This is a genomic window from Flavobacterium mesophilum, from assembly GCF_039581405.1.
Lineage (GTDB): Bacteria > Bacteroidota > Bacteroidia > Flavobacteriales > Flavobacteriaceae > Flavobacterium.
The window spans coordinates 594,953-620,189 of the sequence record NZ_JBCPXZ010000002.1; the positions used below are offsets into that span (position 1 = coordinate 594,953).

Genomic DNA, 25,237 nt, shown 5'->3' on the forward strand with positions numbered 1-25,237 from the left:
ATTTTGCAAACAAAAATATCACGTTTTAAAAGTCTAATTTGCTTTTAAAATCATTATAAAACTAAAACTTACTCATATAATGTCAGTTGCTAAAAAAGATTATAAAAGAATCACTACCAAATCGTTAATTGAAATGAAAAGCAATGGAGAGAAAATCTCTATGCTTACTGCATATGATTTCACAATGGCTAAAATTGTTGATACGGCAGGTGTCGATGTGATTTTAGTGGGAGATTCTGCTTCAAATGTGATGGCGGGTCACGAAACTACTTTGCCAATTACTTTAGACCAGATGATTTATCATGCTTCATCTGTTGTTCGCGCTGTCGAAAGAGCTTTAGTTGTAGTAGATTTGCCTTTTGGAAGCTACCAATCTGACCCTAAAGAAGCTTTACGTTCTTCTATCAGAATCATGAAAGAAAGTGGCGGACATGCTGTAAAATTAGAAGGTGGAAAAGAAATCAAAGAATCAATCAAAAAAATATTAAACGCCGGAATTCCTGTTATGGGACATTTGGGTTTGACTCCTCAATCTATATATAAATTCGGAACTTATAGTGTAAGAGCTAAAGAAGATGAAGAAGCTGAAAAATTAATTGAAGATGCAAAAATGCTTGAAAAAGTAGGATGTTTTGCAGTAGTTCTTGAAAAAATCCCAGCTGAACTTGCGAAAAAAGTAGCTGATAGCATTTCGATTCCTGTTATAGGAATTGGTGCCGGTGGCGGTGTTGACGGTCAAGTTTTGGTTATTCACGATATGTTAGGAATGAACAATGAATTCAGTCCGCGTTTCTTGCGTCGTTATTTGAATCTTTATGAAGAAATGACAAACGCAATTGGTCAATATGCTACTGATGTGAAATCAAAAGATTTCCCTAACGAGAAAGAACAATACTAAAAGATTCTAAGTTGCTAAGGTTCTAAGATACTAAGTTTTTAGGCCTATAGGAACAAAGGTTTATAAATTAATTGCCTCCAGCTTTTGCTGGAGGTTCTTTTTAAAACAACATCAAAGGCTTTAGCCAAAATTCTCTACATAATTCGAAATTCTCATTATGAAAATTCTTTCTAATAAAGACAACTTGCAGATTTTACACGAAGACAATCATATTATTGTGATCAACAAACGCGTGGGCGATATTGTGCAAGGAGATAAAACTGGCGACAAACCTTTATCTGATGTTGTAAAAGAATACATAAAAGAGAAATACAATAAACCTGGCGATGTTTTCTTGGGTGTAATTCATCGTTTGGACAGACCAACAACTGGAATTGTTGTTTTTGCTAGAACAAGCAAAGCGTTGTCACGAATGAATGAATTATTCAGCAATCGTGAAACAAAAAAAACGTATTGGGCGGTTGTAAAAAACAAACCAAATGAAGCTTCTGCCAAATTGGTGCATTACCTAAAAAGAAACGAAAAAAACAATACTTCAAAAGCACATTTAAAAGAAGTTCCTGATAGCAAACTGGCAAGTCTGGATTACAAAATTATTAAAGAACTTCAGAATTATACTGCTCTAGAAATCAATCTTCATACAGGGCGTCATCATCAAATTAGAGCGCAACTTTCTGCAATTGGCTCTCCAATAAAAGGTGATTTAAAATATGGCGCTGATCGCAGCAATCCTGATGGAGGAATTCATTTGCACGCGAGAAAACTGGTTTTTACGCACCCAGTCTCGAAAGAAAATATCACAATTATCGCTCCTACTCCAGATGAAACAATTTGGAATGCCGTTTGATTTTTTATGATATAATTGTTAATTTTTTAAATTTTATCGATTAACTTGCATAGCCATAAAAAACAAGCTGATCATAAAATGGACTACAAAAACGACATCGGATACAGAAAAGAAACGCTTAAAAAGTTGTTGTATAACATTCAAAAAAGCGAAGATTTGATTGTTCAAGCTTTATACGATGATTTCAAAAAGCCAGAATTTGAAGCTGTTTTAACCGAAACAAATTATGTTATTTCGGAATTAAAGGATACTATTAAAAATATTTATGCTTGGGCAAAACCCAAAAACATTTTCCCATCGCTTCTTAATTTTCCATCTACTGATTACATCTACAAAGAACCTTACGGAAAAGTTTTAGTTATTGCACCTTGGAATTATCCGTTTCAATTGGCTTTATGCCCTTTGGTTGCAGCAGTTGCAGCAGGAAACAGAGTCGTTTTAAAACCTTCAGAACTTACCCCTCACACATCTGCAATTATTGCAAAAATTATTTCTAAAACATTTCATGTCAAACATGTAGAAGTAGTCGAAGGTGGTGTTGAAGCCTCAAACAAATTGCTCGCAAAACGCTGGGATTATATCTTTTTTACAGGAAGTGTTTCTGTTGGAAAAATTGTTGCAAAAGCGGCTGCCGAAAATCTGACTCCAGTTACATTAGAATTAGGCGGAAAAAACCCGTGTATTATCGATGAAACCGCTAATTTAAAATTGGCTGCAAAACGAATTGTTTGGGGAAAATTCATCAATGCCGGCCAAACGTGCATTGCCCCAGATTATATTTTGATTCAGAAAAACATGAAAGTAAATTTTATTACTTTTTTGATTGACGAAATCTTAAATGCCTACGGAAAAAAAATAGACAAATCTCCCGATTTTGCCCGCATTATCAATACCAAAAACTGGTTACGTCTGGACAGTATGATTGAACGTGAAAAAGTAATTTTTGGAGGAGAAACAGATGCTGAGAAATTATACATTTCACCTACATTGATTGAAGAACCAGCATTAGATAGTCCTGTAATGAGAGAAGAGATTTTCGGACCTATTTTGCCAATTCTAACTTATGAAAATGAAGCCGATATTGAAAACGTAGTTAGTCGATATGAAAAACCTTTGGCTTTTTATGTTTTTAGCGAAAATAATCCTTTTGCAAAAAAACTAATCACAACCTACTCATTCGGAGGTGGATGTATTAATGATACCGTGGTTCATTTCTCTAATAAAAGACTCCCTTTTGGTGGTGTTGGACATAGTGGAATTGGCGCTTATCATGGGCAACTGAGTTTTGATATATTCTCGCATCACAAATCTGTAGTAAAAAAAGCAAACTGGCTCGATCTCCCTATGCGATATGCTCCTTATAAGGATAAACTGACTTCTCTTAAACGATTACTAGACTGGCTTTAAGCTTAAAAAAAATGTCTTTGTTAATTTTGTAGAATATCATATGTAATTGATTAAAAATACTATATTTACGTCTCATAAATGACCGTAAATTCTAAAAGTACAAACAATTCCATACCAAAATGAAATCTACACTTGCCAAAATCGAAAACATTAAAAACAATGGCTACACAATAGATTTTTCTACTGTTTTTGATCATGCTTTCGAAAACTTTAAAAAAATAACACTTTACTCAGCACTGATTATATTAGTTTTCTCTTTTATAGCCGGAATTGTCGCAATGCTGGTTATAGGAAATATTTACGGTTTTGAAAATCTACCGAAATTGATTGAAGAGAGCTTAAAGCCTTCAAAATTAACTTTAGAGGAAGCCCTAATTTCTACCATTGGAATTTCTTTGTTAAGTGCCATTCTAGCGCCATTTGGAGCTGGTTTTTACAAAATGGCTGATGCAGCAGACAAAAACAATGAATTCAAGGCTTCGTTTATGTTCAGCTATTATAAAACACCTTATTTCGCTCCATTATTCGCTTCAACTTTGATTATCACGGCAGTCAATAACGCAATTGCAAACACACTTGAAAGTACTGGCTTCATATTCATTGGAGTAGCAATTTCGATCGCTATAAACTTTTTTATGTTTTTTACCATTCCATTAATTGTTTTTGGAAATTTAAAAGCAGTAGACGCAATTAAAGGAAGCATCACAGTGGTAAGCAAAAATCCTTTAATGATTTTTGGTGTGTTTATCATCGGAATCATAGGCTCAATCGTTGGTGTATTTGCCTGCGGAGTTGGTATGTTATTTACTTATGTTTTTAATACGTCCATGAGTTACGCAACGTATTATGACATTTTTGATATGGAACAAGAAGAAGATTCAATTGACTCTATTGGTCAATCGGATCAAATATGAAACTGACTTTCTGAACAAAAAAAGAGCCTGACCTACTCTTTCAGAATTTCGGAAATGCTATTAACTAAACCGTACATTCCCAAATTTTATGGTAGAAAACTACAGTTTTTATAGTACATTGAATTCAGGAATTGCTTTTATAGGCAATACCCTGAAATCAATTATAACAAACTGGTTTGTTTTCAGTCCGGAGGTCATTTTCTATAATAATCCAAAGCTTATTATTTTAGGGCTTTCGTTATTTGCTTTTTTAGGAATCTTGATTTATCAATTTTTCCGAATCAAAGCCAGAATTGGTTATTTCATTCAGAAGAAAAAAGAAACCGACACACTAACTAAAGAATACCAGCTTTATATTCTCTTTTTCGGCATTGCTGTCGTTGTTATTGAGATTATCAATGAAATTTTCAAGATAAGACCAAAAAGCCTTTTGGTAGTAAATTTAATCATTGGCTTCAGTGTATTGGTTGTATATGTACTTACTGATAAGATCAAATATTTTCGCGACCGAATTCAGAATATTTTTATTGTTTCCTTCTTTTTCTACATCGCTTATGTAATGCGAAATATCATTTATCTTCCTGGTGATGTTTTGCCTATTATTACTTTTTTAATATCCTTTTTCTTTTCCTATAGCGTTTTAAAACCTATAAAAATATATTGGTCATTTGTAGCGCTAACTTTTCTTTATTTAATCACGACAGTCCTTTTTCAATTGATTCCGATAAAATCATCGGTTTTGTTGATCAATTTTAGCATCGTGATTTTTATTGTAAACCAAGTAAAATATGCTGTTTTACAAAACAATAAAGACAATTACCGATTTACTAATGAAATTGTTCACAAAGGAAATTCGCTTACAATTGCAACAAATGAAAATGGAGAATTGCTGTTTTGCAGCGAAACAATCACCTCGATTTTAGGCTATCATCCAGATGATGTTATGGCGTTGGAATTTTGGAAAGTTACCGAAGATTCAGAATTCAACAAAGATAATTATTATAAAAACTACATCGACAACAAGCTTTACATCAGGAAATTAAAAAGCAAAAACGGTGAATACAAATACATTCAGTGGAAAGACAAAAAGTTTTCTGAAGATCTGATTATTAGTATTGGACAAGACGTTACGGAACAAATTATCGTTCAAGACCAATATAAAAACCTGATTCAGACTGCTACCGATATTATTTTTGAAATCAGCCTCAAAGGTCATTTTACATTCATCAATGAATTTGGTTATTCAATTTTAGGATATACCGAAAAAGAAGTTATGCTACAACATTATTCGAATTTCATTCATGAAGATTACATTCGAAATGCTGTTGAATTTTATGAGAATTTAGAACAAAACGAGCTTAATTATCCGACAATTGAAATTCCGATTTTGAAGAAAAATGGAGAGGAATTATGGATTTCCCAAAAAGTAATAGTTCGCAAAAATGATTTAGGAATCACAACTGGTTTTGCTGGGATTGCAAGAGATATTACCGAATTAAAAAATGTTGAAAACGAGAAAAAAAGACGTTTAGAAAAAATTGAATCTTATAACAATTCAACCAAAAAGCTTTCTACAACAAATTTTACCGATTACGACAATATGGAAACCGTAATTGATTATGTGATCAAAGAAGCGGCCTTAGTATCAAATGCCAATAGAGTCAGTTTTTGGAAATTCTCAAACGATGTTATCACTTGCAAAAACCTATTTAGCCTTGACAATCAAACTTTAAGCGACAAAAATATTCTGGATAAAGAATCTTACCCAATTTATTTTGAAACTCTTAAAAACAAAGCCATCATAAATGCCCCTGACGTTTTTGACAAATTAGAAACATCAGAATTTCAAGAAGTTTACTTTACTAAAAACAAAATAAAATCAATGCTGGATGTTCCAATTTTTCTTAACGGACAATTGGCTGGAGTTGCTTGTTTTGAAAGTACCGGCGAAAAAAGAGAATGGGACAACGAAGATATCAATTATGCCAGAACGATTTCAGATGTAATTTCGCTGGCTATTTCTTCGCAAATGAGGCTTAAAGCCGAGAAAAAACTGGAATTAAAAACTGATTTGCTTTCAGCAATGGCACTTTGTACAGAAAAATTCTTATTGACAAAAGGCCCACAAAAAATGTTTCAGGAAACCTATGACATTATTGGAAAAGCCTCTAAAGCGGATCATATTTTTTATTACGAAAAAGATTTTGAAACTAATACCATTAGCCAGCAATATAAATGGTCGAGAGAAGGTGTTGTACATCAAATAACAGAACTTCAAAAGTTTACAGATGATAATCTGAAAGAAATTATTTCACATTCCCAAAGCAAAAGGGTTTTGAGCATGCTGACTAAAAATCTGGAAGAAACGTTTTTTAAGAAACTACTTGTTGCAAACGAAATCAAATCAATTTTGATTCTTCCAATATTTTCAAATGATGTTTTTTCAGGTTTTATTGGTTTTGATGATTGTACCAAAGAACGAAGATGGACTGATGATGAAATTTACATTTATCAAACATTAGCTAATAATATTTCATCGGCTTTAGAACGACATCGAAATCAGGCTAAAATCAAGGAAAGTGAAGATGCAATTAAAGCCAAAGAACTTGCTGAAGCCGCAAATAAATCAAAATCTGATTTCTTAGCCAATATGTCGCACGAAATCCGAACTCCATTGAATGGAATTATCGGATTTACACATTTATTGATGAAAACAAATCTTGAAGAAATTCAAGAAAAATACATGACCACCATTAATCAATCTGCACATTCGTTGCTTGAGATTATTAATGACATTCTGGATTTCTCAAAAATTGAAGCAGGAAAACTGGAGCTTTATATTGATTTATACGATTTGCAAAAAATTCTGGGACAAATATTTGATTTGATTATTTACGAGTCCAATCAAAAAAACCTGTTACTTGAACTTAATGTTGATCCAAATGTTCCGAAATACATCTGGACTGATATTGTTCGTCTAAAACAAATTTTGATCAATTTGCTTTCAAATGCTGTAAAATTTACCAATGAAGGATCAATTAAATTAAATGTTTCGGTAATTGATCACAAATTCGAGGATCAATATCTGATTCGTTTTTCGGTTATTGATACCGGAATTGGGATATTGGAAAAAAATCAGAAAAAGATTTTTAAAGCATTTTCACAAGAAGATAGTTCAACAACGAGGAAATTTGGAGGAACTGGCTTAGGGCTTACAATTTCAAACCAATTATTAGCGTTAATGGAAAGTCGTTTGCAGCTGAAAAGCAAAATCGACCAAGGAAGCACCTTTTATTTTGATTTGAATTTGAAAACAAGCGAAAATACAGTGAGCGAAAAATTAAAAGCGCTTTCAAACGGACATGAGCCCGAATATGTTTTAAGTTACAATTCAAATGTCAAAAAAATAACCATTCTGATTGTTGAAGACAATAAAGTGAATATGTTGCTTTTGAAAACCATTGTCAAAAACCTCAATATGAATTCGATTATTTTTGAATGCGAAAATGGTTATGAAGCTGTCAAACAAATTGAAAATATAAATCCGGATTTAGTTTTCATGGACATCCAAATGCCAATTATGAATGGCTATGAGGCTACAAAAGCGATTAGAGTAACCGAAACCGGCAAAAATGTTCCTATTATCGCTGTAACTGCAGGCGCCGAAAAAGAGGAAAAAAACAAATGCATTGCAGCCGGAATGAACGATTACATTTCAAAACCTATCATTAGAGGTACTGTAGAAGAAGCATTAAGAAAATGGTTAAAATAATTAAAAACTAAATCGGCCTTACTGCCTTAAAATTGCTAAAAAATATATAAATTCGTATTAATAAAAACATAATAAGTTTAAATCTAGCACACTATGAAATGGCAAGGCAGAAGGCAAAGTGATAATGTTGAAGACCGCAGAGGTATATCTGGCGGAAAAGTCGCTATTGGCGGTGGAGTAATTGGAATCATTATTTTGCTGTTAAATGTTTTTGGTGGCGAAACGGGGCAAGCTGTAGGATCTGCATTGGAACAAATGCAAGGTGGCCAGCAAACCCAAACTGAAGCTGCAGCACCGCTAAGCAAAGAAGATGAGGAAATGGGCAACTTTGTTCGTGTTGTTTTGGCAGACAATGAAGACATTTGGAGCAAGATTTTCGAAGAGCATGGAATGACTTATGAAAAACCAAAATTAGTTCTTTTTAGAGGTTCTGTTCAAACTGCCTGTGGTGGAGCATCTTCGGCTTCAGGACCATTTTACTGTCCTGGCGATCATAAAGTTTATATGGATCTTGGTTTTTTTGAAGAACTTAAAACAAAATTTGGTGCCAAGGGTGGCGATTTTGCCATTGCATACGTTATAGCGCATGAAGTGGGCCATCATATTCAAACCTTATTGGGAACCTCGGCAAAAATGCGACAGGCACAAGAAGGAAAAAGTGAAGCAGAAGCAAATAAGCTTTCTGTTGCCTTAGAACTTCAAGCTGATTTTTATGCTGGCGTTTGGGCACATTATAATCAAGAAAATTTAGATCCTGATGATATTGACGAAGCATTAAGTGCCGCAAATGCAGTTGGAGACGACGCCATTCAAAGCAAAATGCAAGGGCACGTAGTTCCAGATTCTTTCACGCATGGCTCATCAGAACAAAGGATGTACTGGTTTAAAAAAGGCTTCAAAACCGGTGATATTAAACAAGGAACAACCTTTGAAGAAATTTGATAATACATAAACCAAATATAATAACCGCAGAAAAGCATGACTTATGTCGTGCTTTTTTTGTTTACACCATATAAGTAATATAAGTTCATTTAAACCATTTAAGTATGTTTGTCATTCCGACAAAGGTTGCGTGGAGTAGATTTAAAATGAACTTATATTACTTATATGGTTCAAAAAAATACAAGCACAAAAAAAGCCTTGAATTTCTTCAAGGCTTTCTATCTGGGTGGCTGACCGGGTTCGAACCGGCGACCCGCGGCACCACAAACCGCTACTCTAACCAGCTGAGCTACAACCACCATTTTTCTGCTTAGCGAGTGCAAATATAGAACAAAGGTTCAGTTCTGCAAAGAAAAAAATGAAAAATTTTCATAAAAATTAAATCAAATTTTCTAAGCTATTGACTGCCAAACACCTTTCAACTGTAAAACCTTCTGCAAAATCTTTCCCAACTAGTCTTCCTAGGTCCTGCGCACGATAATTTAAGCTTTCAAAAAAGTTTTTGCTCGTAATTGGCGTTGCTGGCTCATTTGAATTTGGGTCATAAAATTGGGTTTTATATGCCATAATCGCTTCAATTTTCTTTTCTTCAAATCCTGTAATGTCAACTACGAAATCTGGAGTAATATTTTTCCACTGAATATAATGATATACTACTTTTGGTCTCCAAGCTTCTTGTGGCTCTCCATCGATCGAGGTTTCAATTTTCATTAAGCCTGAAAGAAAACAAGCATCAGAAACTAATTTGCTTCCTTTTCCGTGATCAATATGGCGATCGTCAATAGCATTGCACAATACAATTTCTGGTTTATATTTTCGGATCATCTTTATGACCTCTAATTGATGTTTTTCATCATTTACGAAAAAACCGTCGCGCATGGCTAAATTCTCACGAACCAAAACTCCTAAAATATTTGCTGCATCTTTTGCTTCCTGATCTCTAATTTCTGCCGTACCACGCGTTCCTAATTCGCCACGCGTCAAATCAACAATCCCTACTTTTTTCCCAAGGGAAACTTCTTTTAAAATGGTTCCAGCACAACCTAATTCTACGTCGTCTGGATGTGCGCCAAAGGCTAATATGTCTAATTTCATGTTGTTTTTTGTTTGTTTTGTTTCAGGTTTTAAGTTTCAGGTTTTCTATGCGATATGTCAGGCTGAGCGATGTCGAAGCCCTTTGTGCCCTTCGACTTCGCTCAGGGTGACACTGCTAAAAAACAGAAACTTTAAACTTATTTTTATTTTTCAATTCAGGCATACGTCCCAATTAGCAACTTGAAACATGAAACCTGAAACTTTAAACTATTTTTTCAAAACTCTTTTCATCGTCATTGATTTATTGACGCTTTCCTCCCATTCTTTTTCAGGAATACTTTCTTTTGTGATGCCACAGCCCATGTACAAAATCGCCTTTTCGTCTTGAATCTGCATGCATCGTAAATTTACAAATAAATCAGAACTTGTATTATTTCCTGCAAAAGTGCTATTTAATTCGCCTAAGAAACCGGTATAGAAAGTCCTGTCGTACTTTTCATTTTCTAAAATAAAAGCTTTTGATTTCTTTTTTGGAAGCCCGCAAACAGCTGGCGTTGGATGTAAAGTATCAATTACTTCTTCTAAAGTAGAATTGTCTTTCAAAACTCCAGAAATATCTGTTTTGATATGCCAAATCGATCCGGCTTTTAAGCTGTAAGGTTCAGAAACCACAACCGAAGCGGTAAATTCGCAAAGTCTTTTCACAATAAAATCAGTTACAAATTGCTGTTCGTCTTTTTCCTTTTGTTGCCAAACAATTTCGGTTTGCATATTATCTTTCTGCGTTCCAGCCAAAGCCATTGTTTCAAAAACATTATCGTTTGCTTTTAACAATTTCTCAGGAGTCGCTCCCATCCAAAGTCCAATTTTAGGATGAAAGAAACAATAACAAAAAGTTGCAGGATACAGCTGAACCAAATGCTGAAACGTTTCGATAAAATCGAATGCCGCCAAAGGCACTTCTTCACTTCGTGATAAAACTACTTTTTTGAATTCTTCATTTTTAATAGCTTGAATTCCTTGTGCAACTAAATATTCATATTGAAATTTAGCTTCAGGATCAAAACTCAAATCGTCGATTTCGATTGGATCGAATGAAGTTATTTCTTTATTTGCAGTAATAATTTCCGATTCATTTTCCGGAATCAGGATTAATTGCTTTTCATCAAAAGAAGCGAAAACAAATCCTTTTTCGCTATAATCAGAAACAGTGTTTAAGTCATTATTTTGCTGTAAAATCCCAATGTAGTTTTCTGAATTGGGTTTTGAATAAAGTACAAAAGGTAAATTTTGTTCTTTATGATTTTTTATTTTTAAGAAAAATGGATTCATAATTTATTCACTTTTCTTTCTATCCAAAACCATATTCGTCAATTTGCAAAGCGAAACCAAATTTCCTTCTTCATCGGTGATTTTAATTTCCCAAAGATGCAAACTTCTTCCTTTGTGAATGATTCTGGCTGTTCCGAAAACATAACCTTCACGAATACTTTTTAGATGATTTGCCGAAATTTCGATACCTCTTACCTCCTGCTCTTTCGGATTGATAAAAAAGAAAGAAGCCGCACTCCCGACACTTTCTGCTAAAGCTACAGAAGCGCCTCCATGCAATAATCCCATTGGCTGGTGAACACTTGGATTTACAGGCATTTTTGCAGTTAAAAAATCTTCTCCGGCATCGATATATTCAATTTTTAGCGTTTCCATTAATGTGTTTTTTGAAAACTCATTGCAGCGCGCTAAAATCTGCTCTTTTGTATAATTCATTAAAATAAACTTTAAAAACGTAAAATTAAAGAAAGATAATGACACAAAGTGAAAAATCCCATTCGAAAATTAAAAATCAACTTCAAAGCTGTAGGTTTTTTGTTATTTTTACAAAAAAAGAATTCAAATGCGTCACTACTTTGCACTCTCTATTATTGGTTTAATTCTAGTTTTCAGCTCTTGTCGAACTGACTTTGAAACTGTTGCCAGTACAGGAGATTTAAAGTTTTCTAAAGACACCGTTTATTTGGATACTGTTTTTAAAAACATCGGTTCGAGCACTTATCAATTGAAAGTGTATAACCGAAGTAAAAACGATATTTCGATTCCGATTATTCAATTAAAAAAAGGTCTAAGTTCTAAATACCGAATGACGGTTGACGGAATGGTTGGCAATAACGGAAAGATTTTTAAAGATGTTACACTTTTAGCAAAAGACAGTCTTTACATTTTCATTGAAACTACTGCCGATATTACAGATGCTAATCCAACCGATTTTTTATATACAGATGAAATTCAATTTGACAGCGGCGACAATCTTCAAAAAGTTGCTTTGGTTACTTTAATTCAGGACGCTGTGTTTTTATATCCAAATCAAAATCCTGACGGAACAAAAGAAAAAATTAAAATTGACGGCAAAGATGTTGACGGATTTTATTTAAGCGAAAATGATCCTGTAAACGGCAACGAGCTACTTTTCACGAAACAAAAACCATACGTAATTTACGGTTACGCAGGAGTTCCCGAAAATAAAACCATAAGTTTTGAAGCAGGTGCCAGAGTTCATTTTCATGTCAATTCTGGATTGTATGTTGCGAAAAATGCTTCGCTTCAAATTAACGGCGCAGTTTCAACAACTGATAAACTGGAAAACGAAGTTGTTTTTGAAGGTGACCGTTTAGAATCGCTTTACTCCGATATTCCTGGACAATGGAATTCGGTTATTCTTGAAAACCAAAGCGGAACGCATTCCATCAATCATTTGACATTAAAAAATGCCGTAACTGGTCTTGAAATCAGAAATACTGCAAATACAATTCAAATCAAAAACAGTCAGTTTTATAATTTTGTCGAACACGGAATTTTAGCAAAAAACGGCAAAATCAACGGAGAAAATTTGGTCATAAATTACGCTGGAATAGCTAGTTTATCTTGTGTTTATGGTGGGAATTATAGTTTTATGCATTGTACTTTTAATAACAATTGGCAAAACAGTTCTCATTTTGCAGTGAATTTGAGCAATAGTTTGACTGGCGCAACTCCAGAAACGAATCCGCTGACGCAGGCGACTTTCAACAATTGCATTATTTACGGATCTAATTTTAATGAATTCAATTTAAGCAAAAATGCCAATGCCCCTTTTGTGTATCAATTGAATAACTGCTTATTGAAATTCAATAGTTCAAGCACAGATCCAAATTATCAATTCAAAACCGACACGCAACATTACACCAATATTATTCTGAACGAAAACCCTAAATTTTACAATGTTTCTCAAAACAAATTCAACATTGATAAAACTTCTGCCGCTTTCGCGAAAGGGAATCAGGCGTATATAATTCCTACTGATATTTTAGGAATTACGAGAACTTCCCCACCAGATTTGGGTGCTTATCAAAGTAAAGATTTCCCGAAACCTTAGCTTGCCACAAATACACTAAGGCGTAAAGATCTTTAAATAACCTAAAAACAAACTTTGTGTCTTAGCGACTTTGCGAGATTAAAAACTTCTTGACTTAGCATCCTGGTGATAAAAAAATCCCGCGTAAGAAAATATATCCAAAATTAAACTTCTCATAACATTTTGAATTCAAAAAAGTAGTAGTTTTGTTACAATACAAAAACCAAAACATTTAAAACCAACACTTTAAACCTGTTTAGTTTTTGTATTTCAAACCAAATCTTAAAACTATTATTTATGAGAAAAAACTACTTTTTACTGTTATTAGCGTTTACCACAATTGGTTTTGCCCAAATTCCTTCTGGATATTACAGCACCGCAACTGGAACAGGTTACACTTTAAAAACACAATTGTACAACATTATTAAAGGCCATACCGATAATGGTTATGCTGGATTGTACACCACTTATCAAACTTCTGACGTTGATAATTTTTACGAAAACGACGGAACGGTTTTAGACATGTATTCTGAAAATCCTTCTGGAACAGATCCGTACAATTATTCAACTGGAACGACGCAAAGATGTGGCAGTTATTCCGTTGAAGGCGATTGCTACAATAGAGAACATATCATTCCACAGTCGGTTTTTAATGAGCAGTCGCCAATGGTTGCTGATGCGCATTTTATCACACCAACTGACGGAAAAGTAAACGGAATGCGTTCTAATTATCCGCATGGAAATGTCAGTTCAGCAACCTATACTTCACAAAACGGAAGCAAACTAGGTTCTAGCGCGGTTTCTGGTTATTCAGGAACGGTTTTCGAACCAATCAATGATTTTAAAGGTGACATCGCTAGAATGTATTTCTACTTTGCCACGCGATACGAAAATACAGTTGCTGGTTATTCTTATGCTATGTTTAATGGTACAAGCAACCAAGTTTTTACGACAGCTTTCTTAAATATGCTTTTGGCTTGGCACGCGCAAGATCCTGTGAGTGCGAGAGAAATTGCGAGAAACAATGCCGTTTATGCACGCCAAAACAATAGAAATCCGTTTATTGATCATCCAGAATATGTCAATCAAATTTGGGGAGGAACACCTTCTGGAGATACTCAATCACCAACTGCTCCAACAAGCTTAGCTTCGACTACCAAAACTTCCACTTCAATTTCGCTTAGCTGGACGGCTTCTACAGATAATGTTGCTGTGACAGGATATGACGTTTATGCCAATAGCGTTTTAAAAACTACTGTTTCAGGAACAACAGCTACAATTACAGGATTAACAGCTTCTACAGCTTATTCTATTTATGTAAAAGCAAAAGATACGGCAGGAAATACGTCTGCTTCGAGCAATACCATTTCAGTTACAACCAACAGCAGTGGCACCGGAACTGCAACCGATTTGCTTTTCTCTGAATACATTGAAGGTTCTGGAAATAATAAAGCTTTAGAAATTGCAAACAACACTGGAAGTTCAGTTAATTTATCCGCTTATACGATTAAAAAACAAACAAACGGCGCTGGTTCTTGGAGTACAGGATTAGTTTTAAGCGGTACATTAACAACAGGAAGCAAATTTGTAATTGTAAACAGCTCTATTTCTTCAACCTGCTTTTTGACAAGTGCAGCCAATATTTCAACAACTGCAACTGAATTGACTTTCAATGGAAATGATGCTGTAGGTTTATTCAAAAATGGTGTTTTAATTGATATTATCGGAACTTTTAACGGCGGAACAGCCAATTTCGCGATTGATGTAACTTTAAGAAGAAAATCGGCAGTAACTTCTCCTAGCACAACTTTCAATTTGAGCGCGCAATGGGATTCTTTTACAACCGATACTTGCAACAATTTGGCTAGCAAAAAAGCACAACCTGCAGCAATTGAAGATGAAGACGAAATTATTGCTGATTCAAACGAAATTTCAATTTACCCAAATCCTTCTGATGGAAATTTCAATATTACATTGGGCAACTCAGGCCTTCCATATTCAATTGAAATTCTCTCATTTTCTGGACAAAAGGTTTTTGAGCAACAAAACACAACTTCTTCTGAAGTTTCGGCGCAAAATTTATCTTCAGGAATCTACTTTGTAAAAATAACAACAAAAGAAAAAACAGTCTTCAAAAAGGTGATTATTAAATAAAAATTAGATTTTCGTCAACTAAAAAAGCGGCTAATTGCCGCTTTTTTCATATTATGCGAAAGAATTTTCTTTAAAACCATTTTTTGGTCAAATGCCAAGATTCGTAAATTTTGCAAATCCGTTTTGTCAAACATTCTGAAATTGCACTGTTTTACTTTTATTTTTTTTCCTTCTAAAAGTTTAATATTACAGCACATATCAAAAAAGAAATTTTAATAAATCTTTAAATTTCACGGAAGACCGAAACCATTTGATTTTGCGTCTTTTTGGTAGAAAAAATGCAAGAAAAAAGCAATTTCATTTTTTTTGAAAAGAGATGGTTTCCAAATTTGCGCTTACTATTTATTTACATTAAATTTGCAGCTCAATACAACAAACTACACAAATGATCCATTTCTTTGAAAACCAAAGCAAAACTGTTTTTGCAGTACAAACGCAAAACGAAATTTCAGCTCAAGACATTTCAAAATTAAACTGGCTTTTTGCCGACGCGAGTAAAATCGAAAAATCAGCATTGCCTGGTTACTTCGTTGGTCCGCGCGCTACTATGATTACACCTTGGAGTACAAATGCTGTAGAAATTACTCAAAATATGGGTATTTCAGGTATTATCAGAATCGAAGAATTTCATCCAGCAACGGCTGATTTCAATGATTTTGATCCGATGCTTTCTCAAAAATTCAACGAATTAGATCAAGAAATCTTCACTATCAACATTCAGCCAGAACCAATTTTGGAGATTGATGATATTGCAACTTACAACAAAGTTGAAGGTTTAGCTTTAAGCGAAGAAGAAGTTGAATACTTAAACAATCTTTCGACTAAACTTGGAAGAAAATTAACTGATTCTGAAATCTTTGCTTTCTCTCAAGCGAATTCAGAACACTGTCGTCACAAAATTTTCAACGGAACTTTTGTTATCGATGGCGAAGAAAAAGAGACTTCTCTTTTCAAATTAATTAAAAAAACATCTCAGGAAAATCCTAACGATATTGTTTCTGCTTACAAAGACAACGTTGCTTTTGTAAAAGGACCAAAAGTGCAGCAATTTGCACCGAAATCGGCTGACAAACCTGATTTTTACGAAATAAAAGAATTTGATTCTGTTTTATCTTTAAAAGCCGAAACACATAATTTCCCAACAACTGTTGAGCCTTTCAACGGTGCTGCAACTGGATCTGGAGGAGAAATCCGTGACCGTTTAGCAGGAGGACAAGGTTCTTTGCCATTAGCTGGAACTGCTGTTTACATGACTTCATATTCTCGTTTGAACAACGACAGAAAATGGGAAAATGCAGTTGAAGAAAGAAAATGGTTGTACCAAACTCCAATGGATATTTTGATCAAAGCTTCAAACGGAGCTTCTGATTTCGGAAATAAATTTGGACAACCGCTTATTACAGGTTCTGTTTTAACTTTCGAACACGAAGAAGAAAACAGAAAAATTGGTTACGATAAAGTAATCATGCAGGCAGGTGGAATTGGTTACGGAAAATTAAATCAAGCTATCAAAAACAAACCACAAGAAGGCGATAAAATCGTTATCCTTGGAGGTGAAAACTATAGAATTGGAATGGGTGGTGCTGCGGTTTCTTCTGCAGATACAGGGGCTTTCGGTTCAGGAATTGAGTTGAATGCGATTCAGCGTTCAAATCCAGAAATGCAAAAACGTGCTGCAAATGCAATTCGTGGATTAGTAGAAAGCGACAATAATCCAATTGTTTCGATTCACGATCACGGTGCGGGCGGACACTTAAACTGTCTTTCTGAGTTAGTGGAAGAAACTGGAGGTTTGATCGATTTAGACAAATTGCCTGTTGGAGACCCTACTCTTTCTGCAAAAGAAATTATCGGTAACGAATCTCAAGAAAGAATGGGATTGGTTATTGGTCAAAAAGATATCGACACCTTACAGAGAATCGCTGACAGAGAGCGTTCTCCAATGTACGAGGTTGGAGATGTAACGGGAGATCACCGTTTTACTTTCGAATCAAAATCTAACGGTTCTAAACCAATGGATTATGCTTTAGAAGATTTCTTTGGAAGTTCTCCAAAAACAATTATGACAGATAAAAAAGTAGACCGTAAATATGCTAATGTTGCTTACAATACAGCAGATTTTGAAAGCTACTTAAAAGACGTTTTACGTTTAGAAGCTGTTGCTTCAAAAGACTGGTTGACAAACAAAGTTGACCGTTGTGTTGGAGGAAGAGTTGCGAAACAGCAAAATGCAGGTCCGTTACAATTGCCATTGAACAACGTTGGTGTAATGGCTTTGGATTATTTAGGAAAAGAAGGAATCGCAACTTCTATCGGGCATGCTCCTATCGCGGCTTTGATTGATCCAGTTGCGGGATCTAGAAATGCCATTGCAGAATCGTTATCAAACATTATCTGGGCTCCAATTAAAGATCAGTTAAAAGGAGTTTCATTATCTGCAAACTGGATGTGGGCTTGTAAAAACGAAGGTGAAGATGCTCGTTTGTACGCTGCTGTTGAAGGATGTTCTGAATTTGCAATTGAATTGGGAATCAACATTCCGACAGGAAAAGATTCACTTTCAATGAAACAAAAATATCCAAATGATGAAGTAATTGCGCCGGGAACGGTTATTATTTCAGCTGCTGGAAACTGTACAGATATTAGAAAAGTAGTTGAGCCAGTTTTACAGAAAAACGGAGAATCAATTTATTATATCAATTTGTCTCAAGATGATTTCAAATTAGGAGGTTCGTCTTTTGCACAAATCAGAAATACAATTGGAAACGAAACTTCAACTATTAAAGATTCGGCTTTCTTTAAAAATGCATTTAATACAGTTCAGGAATTAATAGGCGAAAGCCAAATCCTAGCGGGTCACGATATCGGAAGCGGTGGTTTGATCACTACTATATTAGAAATGTGTTTTGCTGATGTAAATCTTGGAGCTAAAATTGATTTCAGCGCTTTCGCAGAAAAAGATTTATTGAAAATCCTTTTCGCAGAAAACATCGGAATCGTATTCCAGGCAAAATCTGATTCGGCTGTTGAATCTAAATTAAAAGCGACTAACATTGAATTCTTTAAAATTGGTTCAGTTCAAGAAACTGCAACTTTAGAAGTTGGCACTTATAAATTGGATATTCCAACTTACAGAGATGTTTGGTTTGAAACTTCTTATTTATTAGATCAAAAACAATCTAAAAATGGAACTGCAAAAGCACGTTTCGAAAACTATAAAAATCAAGTTTTAAATTATACTTTCCCAACACATTTCACAGGAAAGAAACCAGAAATCGACAACTCTAAACCAAGACCAAAAGCAGCTATTATCCGTGAAAAAGGAAGTAATTCTGAACGTGAAATGGCAAATGCGATGTACTTGGCTGGATTTGACGTAAAAGACGTTCACATGACGGATTTAATTTCTGGACGTGAAACTTTAGAAGACATTCAGTTCATTGGAGCTGTTGGAGGATTCTCTAACTCTGACGTTTTAGGTTCTGCTAAAGGTTGGGCTGGAGCTTTCTTATACAACGAAAAAGCAAAAACAGCTTTAGATAATTTCTTCAAAAGAGAAGACACTTTATCTGTTGGAATCTGTAACGGATGTCAGTTGTTTATGGAATTGGAAGTAATTAATCCAGAACACGAAGTGCATGGAAAAATGCACCATAACGAAAGTCAGAAACACGAAAGTATCTTTACTTCTGTAACAGTTCAAGAAAACAATTCGGTTATGTTGTCGACTTTGGCAGGAAGCACTTTAGGAGTTTGGGTTTCTCACGGAGAAGGTAAATTCAAATTGCCTTACGCAGAAGACCAATACAACATTGTTTCTAAATATGCTTACGAAGGATATCCAGCAAACCCGAACGGTTCTGACTACAACACAGCAATGATGTGTGACAAAACTGGAAGACACTTGGTTATGATGCCTCACATTGAGCGTTCGACTTTCCAATGGAACTGGGCGCATTATCCAAAAGACAGAAATGACGAGGTTACGCCTTGGCACGAAGCTTTTGTCAATGCAAGAAAATGGATTGAGAAAAACTAAGAAATATATTTTACTAAAAGCGCCCGATAAATTCGGGCGCTTTTTTTTAAATAGCCAACAATTCACGAATTTTCATTAACCCCATTTATACAAATAAAAATCCGTGAATTCGTGGCGAAAAAAATCCCCCTCGGTGCTATCCTTATAATTGGGGCATTTCTCTAATTTCTAAAAGCAGAAGCAACACCAGTCACAACATTGGATGCGCCAAATGCAAACAATCCAGAAGTTACAGCAGTCTGACCCGCAAAAAATTGATTGTCGAGTATTGCATTGCTAAAAAAGGTTCCCCCGGCAACTCCAGCAATTAATCCGATTCCGATAATTGCAATTGTCCACCAAGGCTCGGGATCTGGCGGTGGCGGCGGATTCTTAAAAAAGCGTTTCCACCAACCTGGATACTTAGTACCACACCATCCCATCGCTAAATAAAAAGCAGTTTCCATATCTTTCCGATTTAAGTAATGCCTAAATAATTATTTTGACATTTGTATTTGGTAGGATAAAAGTATTGCTCTTTTAAAACCTATTTTAATACTTTTTCCTGTTTTTTAAAGGGGAAAAACACCCTTTTTTAATTCCTTAAACGAATCCTTAAAGTAGAATAAGACTAATTTAATAATATCTTAAGACCTTTTGAAAAGCTTCATTTGATGAGATAAATATCTTTGTCTCATGAAAAAAATGATGCAAAATTTATCCGCCCTTATCTTCTTATTTTTAATGAGCCAATTTTCTTTTGGCCAAACAAACCCTTCCATCAAAGGAAATGTTTCTGATGGAAAACTGCCTGTAGAATTTGTAGATGTCCTTTTGAAAAAAGTAACAGACTCCACTAAAGTGGCAAGTTTTGCTGTAACTGATGCTTCTGGAAATTTTGCTTTAGAAAATGTAAATTCAGGAGAATATCAATTGCAATTCAAATTAATTGGCTTCAAAACTTTCACACAGCGAATCAAAGTTTTAAACAATTCAATTTCTGTGGGAAATATCGTTTTGAAAAATGACACTAATTTATTGAATGATGTTGTTGTTACTTCTCAAAAAAAACAAATTCAAAAAACAGAAGGAGGATTTGTATTTAATGCCGCTTCAAATATTTCTCAAACTGGAGGAACTGCCACCGATATGCTAAAAAGCATTCCAACCATAGCCGTTGATGCTGAAGGTGCTATAACGTTAAGAGGAAAATCACCAATGATCTTGATTAACGGCAAAAATTCGACTATTACCAATATGGATCAAATTGCGGCGAGCAGTATCGAAAGCATTGAAGTAATCAGCAATCCGACGGCGAAATATGATGCAAATGCCGAAAGTGGTATCATCAACATCAAACTTAAAAAGAACAATCAAAGCGGTTTAAATGGAGCTGTTGTTCTGGGCGCGGGTTTTGGTGCGAAAGGAAGAATGAACAGTTCAGTTCTTTTAAATAATAAAACAGACAAATGGAATATTGGTTTAGGCTACGATAATCGTTTTGCAGGCAGAACCAAAGAAGTAAACAGCCAAAGAACAAATTATTTTGTTGATGATGAACACTACATCAATCAGCACCGAAATGACGAACGTACCGAAGGCTTGCAGAATCTAAAATTCAATGTTGATTTTACGCCAAATGAAAGAAACAGTTTTTCATTTGAAGCGATTGGAAATATGGAAAGTCAAGATAATGACGAAACATTGTATACTCAAGTAAACACCAATACCAATGATTTCTATTCCAAAAACAAAAGACATTCTTTAGAATTAGAACGCTCAAAAGTAGCCGAATTTGCCTTCAATTATGACCGAAAATTCGATGACAGCCGAAAATCTTTAAATGCAAGCATCACTTCTTCATTTAATCACGATCGCGAAAATACCGATATCGACACATACAATTACGATCAATATAATCAGCAAATTGGCGATGTTTTGTGGCAACGTACGCACAATTATGAACATGAAAATATCACTAACGCTATTTTAAATTATGCTGTGCCACTTTCAACAAAAACAATGCTTGAAACAGGTTACAAAGGAACTTACCGCTTTTTTAATTCGGAATTTCAAACGGCAACTTTAATCAATGGCGATTATGTTGTAAATCCAATCGCGAGCAATACTTTTGATTATAATGAGCAAATAAATGCTTTTTACGGCATGCTGAATTCGTCTATTGGTACTATCGAAAATCCAAAATGGAAATACAATTTGGGGTTGCGTGCTGAACAAGTTTCAAACAGCGGCGAAACGGAGAAAAAGACCGATAATTTTTCGAACAACTATATCAAATTCTTTCCTTCGGCTTCATTACAGTTAAATCTGGCTTCTGATGAATCTTTAAAAATTGGCTACAGCAAACGCATCAACCGACCAGATCTGGACGAATTGAATCCGTTTGTGGATATTACAGATGCTTTGAATCCGCATAGTGGAAATCCATATTTGCAACCAGAAATTATTCACATTGCCGAAATGGGTTACAATCATGATTGGGATAAATATTCGTTTTCTACAAATGCTTTTTATAGAAATGCGACAAATACCATCAGACAATATGCAGAACTTCAAGATAATGGCGTAGTTTTATTAATGCCTAAAAACATCGGAAGTATGATTACGTATGGTTTAGAAACTATTTTCACGCTGAAACCCGTTAGTTTTTATGATGCTAATATCAGTTTGACTGCTTTTCAGCAAAATATAAATGCGTCAAATTTGGGCGAAGATATTGTCAGCAATGCTTTCAGCTGGTACGGAAAAGTGATCAATAATTTTGTTCCTTGGAAAGGTGGAAAATTACAGCTTATTGGAAATTACAATTCGGCTGTGGCAACGCCTCAAGGAAAACGAATTCCGGTTTACAATGTTGATATGGGCTTTCAGCAAAAACTCGGAAAAGGAAATGCACGTTTGGGGTTAACTGTAACCGATATGTTCAACACGCTTGAAAGCGGCTACAAAAATAACACAGCGCTTTTTTATAACCAAAGAACTAATAAATCAGACACTCGTGCCTTGATGGTTACTTTTGCTTACACTTTTAAATCTGACTTTAAAGAAAAACTATTAGAAAATCAGTTTTCAACTGAATAAATGATACAGAAAATAAAAATCTGAAAAAAACTCATTCTTGTAATTGGGATTCCGTTTTTCTATGGAAATTTGAACTATATTCGCCAAAAAGTTCCTGTCACAGAATTTTTTAAGAATCCCAAAAACACTTAATCTACATAGAATGAAAGCAATTCGTTTATTATTTTTTACCGTATTATTTTTTACCGCAAAATCCTATTCACAAGTTGAAGTGAACCCAATCACTTACAGAGATAAAGAGCGTTTTATTACGACGACTATTGGTTATCCTGCGCCTGGAACTTATGCACCAGCAGGAAAAAAAGAACCTGTTATCATTTTAAATCCAGATGGAACTGGTGTTTACCAGTATGAAGATTTAAGCAAAAAAAAGATCAACTGGGGAATTGAATGTACAGAAGAAGGTATTCCTGTTTTTAAAGAAGGCTTCAATAGTGCATCATATACGCTTTGGTACAGAACAAATGATAGCGAGGAATGGAACTACACTCAGTTTTCTATTCATTTTGCGAAGAAAAAAATGTTCATTATGGGCGAAAGAGTGAAAGATTACGAAGACTATAACGACCTTGGAAAAAACGCATCAAATAGATAATTTGTAATTTTTTCGAAAATTTACTACAAAAAAGAAAACGTTTTCGTTGATTTTTAAGAGTCCCTATAAATTTTCCCATAAAATTCCACAAAATTAAAAATTATACCTATTTTTTATTTAATTTGCGATAAAATTCAATATAATAAACATGGTTTCAATCACGCGCCTTTTTGATTTTCCCTATTATCAACAAGAAACTTACAACCTTCCGGTTGCCTTAGCAACGAAAAAAAACGGAGTCTGGGAAAAAACATCTAGCCAGGAATATATTGCAAAAGCAAATGCGGTTTCTAGAGCATTATTGCGCATGGGCATCCAGAAAGATGACAAAATTGCCTTGATTACCTCAAACAATCGCACAGAGTGGAATATTATGGATATTGGTATTCTGCAGACTGGTGCGCAGACTGTGCCAATTTACCCAACGATTTCTGAAGAAGATTACGAATATATATTGAATCACAGCGGTAGTATGTACTGCTTTGTTTCTGATGAAGAAGTACTTCACAAAGTAAACCTCATCAAAGCAAATGTACCGACTTTAAAAGAGGTTTATTCTTTTAATGAAATTCCGGGTTGCAAACACTGGACCGATTTGCTTTTAGCTGGTGAAGACGAAAGCAACCAAAGCGAAGTTGAAGGTAGAAAAGACAGCATTCAAACAGATGATTTAGCGACCATTATTTATACTTCTGGAACAACTGGAAGACCAAAAGGCGTTATGCTTTCGCACAAAAACATTGTGTCGAATGTATTGGACAGCGCGCCAAGAATTCCGTTTGATCCAGGGAAAAGCACTGCATTGAGCTTCTTGCCTATTTGCCACATTTTTGAAAGAATGATTTTGTACATCTATCAATATTATGGTGTTTCGGTTTATTTTGGAGAATCAATTGATAAAATCAGTGATAATCTGAAAGAAGTTCGTCCAACTGTAATTACAGCTGTACCAAGGCTTTTAGAGAAAGTTTATGATAAAATTTACGCAAAAGGAGCTGAATTGACTGGCATCAAGAAAAAACTATTTTTCTGGGCTATTGATTTAGGTTTGAAATACGAACCATACGGAGCAAATGGTGCTTGGTATGAATTCCAATTAAAAATTGCCCGCAAATTGATTTTCAGCAAATGGAAAGAAGGTTTGGGAGGAAATTTAGATTTAATGGTTTCTGGAAGTGCAGCGCTACAGCCACGTTTGACTAGAGTTTTTGCTGCTGCAGAAATTCCGGTTATGGAAGGTTATGGTTTATCTGAAACTTCTCCGGTAATTGCGGTGAACGACCAAAGAAACAGAGGTTTCAAGATTGGAACTGTTGGAAAAGTAATTCGCAACGTTGAAGTTAAAATTGCCGAAGACGGTGAAATTCTTTGCAAAGGACCAAACGTAATGTTAGGTTATTTTAAAGATCCAGAAAAAACAGCTGAAGCTTTGCAAGACGGTTATTTCCATACGGGCGATATTGGAGAAATTGACAGTGAAGGTTTCTTAAAAATCACCGACCGTAAAAAAGAAATGTTCAAGACTTCTGGAGGTAAATATATTGCACCGCAAATTATTGAAAATGCTATGAAACAATCGCGTTTTATTGAGCAGATTATGGTAATTGGTGATGGCGAAAAAATGCCTGGTGCTTTTATTCAGCCGAATTTTGAATTTGTAAAAGAATGGGCGAAAATCCACAAAATAGCTTTAGGGAAATCTGATGCCGAAATTTCTTCAAATCCTGAAGTGATTAAACGTATTGGCGAAGAAGTAGACAGCATCAACGAGAAATTTGGAAACTGGGAAAAAGTAAAACGCTTTGAACTGACACCAGATGTTTGGTCAATTGATGGCGGACAACTTACTCCTACGCTAAAATTAAAGCGTAAAATCATTAAAGAAATCTACAAAGATCTTTACGCAAAAATCTACGATCATAATTAAATCAAAATAATTTAAACCAAAGAAAAAGGCTGTCTTTATTGAGACAGCCTTTTTTAATTTTATTTGGTTTTATATAATTCTTCCCGAACTTTAATCGTTGTTGTTTGCAACCTCCATCAAACCACTACTCTAGCAACGTGAATGAGGGATTCGCTTATGTTAACTTATAAAGTTTCAAAGTTCTCTGTTACCAATAAAATGTTTTGTAGGCAACAAATGTATGTTTTTCATTGAGCAA

General features: G+C 34.8%; 16 protein-coding genes and 1 tRNA gene. 12 read left to right on the plus strand and 5 right to left on the minus strand.

The window, feature by feature from the left end; genetic code table 11:
- The first annotated feature begins 79 nt into the window (after positions 1-79).
- The 6 genes from panB to ypfJ all read left to right on the plus strand — a co-directional run bounded on the left by panB (position 80) and on the right by ypfJ (position 8,780).
- Complete coding sequence (gene panB / locus AAYQ19_RS07070) at positions 80-898, plus strand: 3-methyl-2-oxobutanoate hydroxymethyltransferase (RefSeq protein WP_343535369.1); 819 nt, start codon at positions 80-82, stop codon at positions 896-898.
- Positions 899-1,055: 157 nt separating this feature from the next.
- A complete protein-coding gene (locus tag AAYQ19_RS07075; RefSeq protein WP_343535371.1) occupies positions 1,056-1,745 on the plus strand; it encodes an RluA family pseudouridine synthase in 690 nt (229 codons plus the stop codon).
- Positions 1,746-1,823: 78 nt separating this feature from the next.
- Positions 1,824-3,152 carry an aldehyde dehydrogenase gene (locus AAYQ19_RS07080; protein WP_343535373.1) on the plus strand — a complete coding sequence of 443 codons (1,329 nt, stop codon included), beginning with the start codon at positions 1,824-1,826 and terminating at the stop codon, positions 3,150-3,152.
- A 119-nt stretch (positions 3,153-3,271) separates the two neighbouring features.
- The gene (locus AAYQ19_RS07085; RefSeq protein WP_343535375.1) at positions 3,272-4,066 is read left to right on the plus strand and encodes a hypothetical protein; all 795 of its coding nucleotides are present in this window, start codon (positions 3,272-3,274) and stop codon (positions 4,064-4,066) included.
- Between the two features lie 88 nt (positions 4,067-4,154).
- Entirely contained in the window at positions 4,155-7,838 is a 3,684-nt protein-coding gene (locus AAYQ19_RS07090; RefSeq protein ID WP_343535378.1) for a response regulator, read from the plus strand.
- Positions 7,839-7,931: 93 nt separating this feature from the next.
- Positions 7,932-8,780: a KPN_02809 family neutral zinc metallopeptidase gene (gene ypfJ / locus AAYQ19_RS07095; protein ID WP_343535380.1), complete on the plus strand. Its 849-nt coding sequence runs from the start codon at positions 7,932-7,934 to the stop codon at positions 8,778-8,780.
- 225 nt (positions 8,781-9,005) lie between these two features.
- On the opposite strand, the gene AAYQ19_RS07100 is transcribed toward ypfJ, so the two are convergent.
- The 4 genes from AAYQ19_RS07100 to AAYQ19_RS07115 all read right to left on the minus strand — a co-directional run bounded on the left by AAYQ19_RS07100 (position 9,006) and on the right by AAYQ19_RS07115 (position 11,582).
- A tRNA-His gene (locus tag AAYQ19_RS07100) sits at positions 9,006-9,079 on the minus strand.
- A 79-nt stretch (positions 9,080-9,158) separates the two neighbouring features.
- On the minus strand, positions 9,159-9,875 hold the full coding sequence (bshB1, locus tag AAYQ19_RS07105) for a bacillithiol biosynthesis deacetylase BshB1 (RefSeq protein WP_343535382.1): 717 nt from the start codon (positions 9,873-9,875) through the stop codon (positions 9,159-9,161).
- 207 nt (positions 9,876-10,082) lie between these two features.
- The gene (locus AAYQ19_RS07110; RefSeq protein ID WP_343535384.1) at positions 10,083-11,147 is read right to left on the minus strand and encodes a chorismate-binding protein; all 1,065 of its coding nucleotides are present in this window, start codon (positions 11,145-11,147) and stop codon (positions 10,083-10,085) included.
- Positions 11,148-11,150: 3 nt separating this feature from the next.
- Positions 11,151-11,582: a PaaI family thioesterase gene (locus tag AAYQ19_RS07115; RefSeq protein WP_012026684.1), complete on the minus strand. Its 432-nt coding sequence runs from the start codon at positions 11,580-11,582 to the stop codon at positions 11,151-11,153.
- A gap of 127 nt (positions 11,583-11,709) precedes the next feature.
- Between AAYQ19_RS07115 and AAYQ19_RS07120 the strand changes: the two genes are divergently transcribed.
- The 3 genes from AAYQ19_RS07120 (at position 11,710) to purL (ending at position 19,396) form a co-directional block, all read left to right on the plus strand.
- Positions 11,710-13,224 (plus strand): hypothetical protein, encoded by a 1,515-nt coding sequence (locus AAYQ19_RS07120; protein WP_343535402.1) that lies wholly within the window; start codon positions 11,710-11,712, stop codon positions 13,222-13,224.
- Between the two features lie 276 nt (positions 13,225-13,500).
- Entirely contained in the window at positions 13,501-15,357 is a 1,857-nt protein-coding gene (locus AAYQ19_RS07125; RefSeq protein WP_343535404.1) for an endonuclease, read from the plus strand.
- 385 nt (positions 15,358-15,742) lie between these two features.
- Positions 15,743-19,396: a phosphoribosylformylglycinamidine synthase gene (purL, locus tag AAYQ19_RS07130; RefSeq protein WP_343535406.1), complete on the plus strand. Its 3,654-nt coding sequence runs from the start codon at positions 15,743-15,745 to the stop codon at positions 19,394-19,396.
- 161 nt (positions 19,397-19,557) lie between these two features.
- Here the strand turns inward: purL and AAYQ19_RS07135 are convergent, their stop codons facing one another.
- The gene (locus tag AAYQ19_RS07135; RefSeq protein ID WP_343535408.1) at positions 19,558-19,842 is read right to left on the minus strand and encodes a hypothetical protein; all 285 of its coding nucleotides are present in this window, start codon (positions 19,840-19,842) and stop codon (positions 19,558-19,560) included.
- Between the two features lie 277 nt (positions 19,843-20,119).
- Between AAYQ19_RS07135 and AAYQ19_RS07140 the strand changes: the two genes are divergently transcribed.
- The 3 genes from AAYQ19_RS07140 (at position 20,120) to AAYQ19_RS07150 (ending at position 24,999) form a co-directional block, all read left to right on the plus strand.
- The gene (locus AAYQ19_RS07140) at positions 20,120-22,477 is read left to right on the plus strand and encodes a TonB-dependent receptor domain-containing protein (RefSeq protein ID WP_343535410.1); all 2,358 of its coding nucleotides are present in this window, start codon (positions 20,120-20,122) and stop codon (positions 22,475-22,477) included.
- Positions 22,478-22,619: 142 nt separating this feature from the next.
- Positions 22,620-23,072, plus strand: coding sequence for a hypothetical protein (locus AAYQ19_RS07145; protein ID WP_343535412.1), 453 nt, complete (start codon positions 22,620-22,622; stop codon positions 23,070-23,072).
- A gap of 148 nt (positions 23,073-23,220) precedes the next feature.
- Entirely contained in the window at positions 23,221-24,999 is a 1,779-nt protein-coding gene (locus tag AAYQ19_RS07150) for an AMP-dependent synthetase/ligase (protein WP_343535414.1), read from the plus strand.
- Positions 25,000-25,237 lie beyond the last annotated feature (238 nt).

Coding starts and splice junctions, on each gene's coding strand:
- panB (WP_343535369.1), top strand. CDS start 80: ATGTCAGTTGCTAAAAAAGATTATAAAAGAATCACTACCAAATCGTTA.
- AAYQ19_RS07075 (WP_343535371.1), top strand. CDS start 1,056: ATGAAAATTCTTTCTAATAAAGACAACTTGCAGATTTTACACGAAGAC.
- AAYQ19_RS07080 (WP_343535373.1), top strand. CDS start 1,824: ATGGACTACAAAAACGACATCGGATACAGAAAAGAAACGCTTAAAAAG.
- AAYQ19_RS07085 (WP_343535375.1), top strand. CDS start 3,272: ATGAAATCTACACTTGCCAAAATCGAAAACATTAAAAACAATGGCTAC.
- AAYQ19_RS07090 (WP_343535378.1), top strand. CDS start 4,155: ATGGTAGAAAACTACAGTTTTTATAGTACATTGAATTCAGGAATTGCT.
- ypfJ (WP_343535380.1), top strand. CDS start 7,932: ATGAAATGGCAAGGCAGAAGGCAAAGTGATAATGTTGAAGACCGCAGA.
- bshB1 (WP_343535382.1), bottom strand. CDS start 9,875: ATGAAATTAGACATATTAGCCTTTGGCGCACATCCAGACGACGTAGAA.
- AAYQ19_RS07110 (WP_343535384.1), bottom strand. CDS start 11,147: ATGAATCCATTTTTCTTAAAAATAAAAAATCATAAAGAACAAAATTTA.
- AAYQ19_RS07115 (WP_012026684.1), bottom strand. CDS start 11,582: ATGAATTATACAAAAGAGCAGATTTTAGCGCGCTGCAATGAGTTTTCA.
- AAYQ19_RS07120 (WP_343535402.1), top strand. CDS start 11,710: ATGCGTCACTACTTTGCACTCTCTATTATTGGTTTAATTCTAGTTTTC.
- AAYQ19_RS07125 (WP_343535404.1), top strand. CDS start 13,501: ATGAGAAAAAACTACTTTTTACTGTTATTAGCGTTTACCACAATTGGT.
- purL (WP_343535406.1), top strand. CDS start 15,743: ATGATCCATTTCTTTGAAAACCAAAGCAAAACTGTTTTTGCAGTACAA.
- AAYQ19_RS07135 (WP_343535408.1), bottom strand. CDS start 19,842: ATGGAAACTGCTTTTTATTTAGCGATGGGATGGTGTGGTACTAAGTAT.
- AAYQ19_RS07140 (WP_343535410.1), top strand. CDS start 20,120: ATGAGCCAATTTTCTTTTGGCCAAACAAACCCTTCCATCAAAGGAAAT.
- AAYQ19_RS07145 (WP_343535412.1), top strand. CDS start 22,620: ATGAAAGCAATTCGTTTATTATTTTTTACCGTATTATTTTTTACCGCA.
- AAYQ19_RS07150 (WP_343535414.1), top strand. CDS start 23,221: ATGGTTTCAATCACGCGCCTTTTTGATTTTCCCTATTATCAACAAGAA.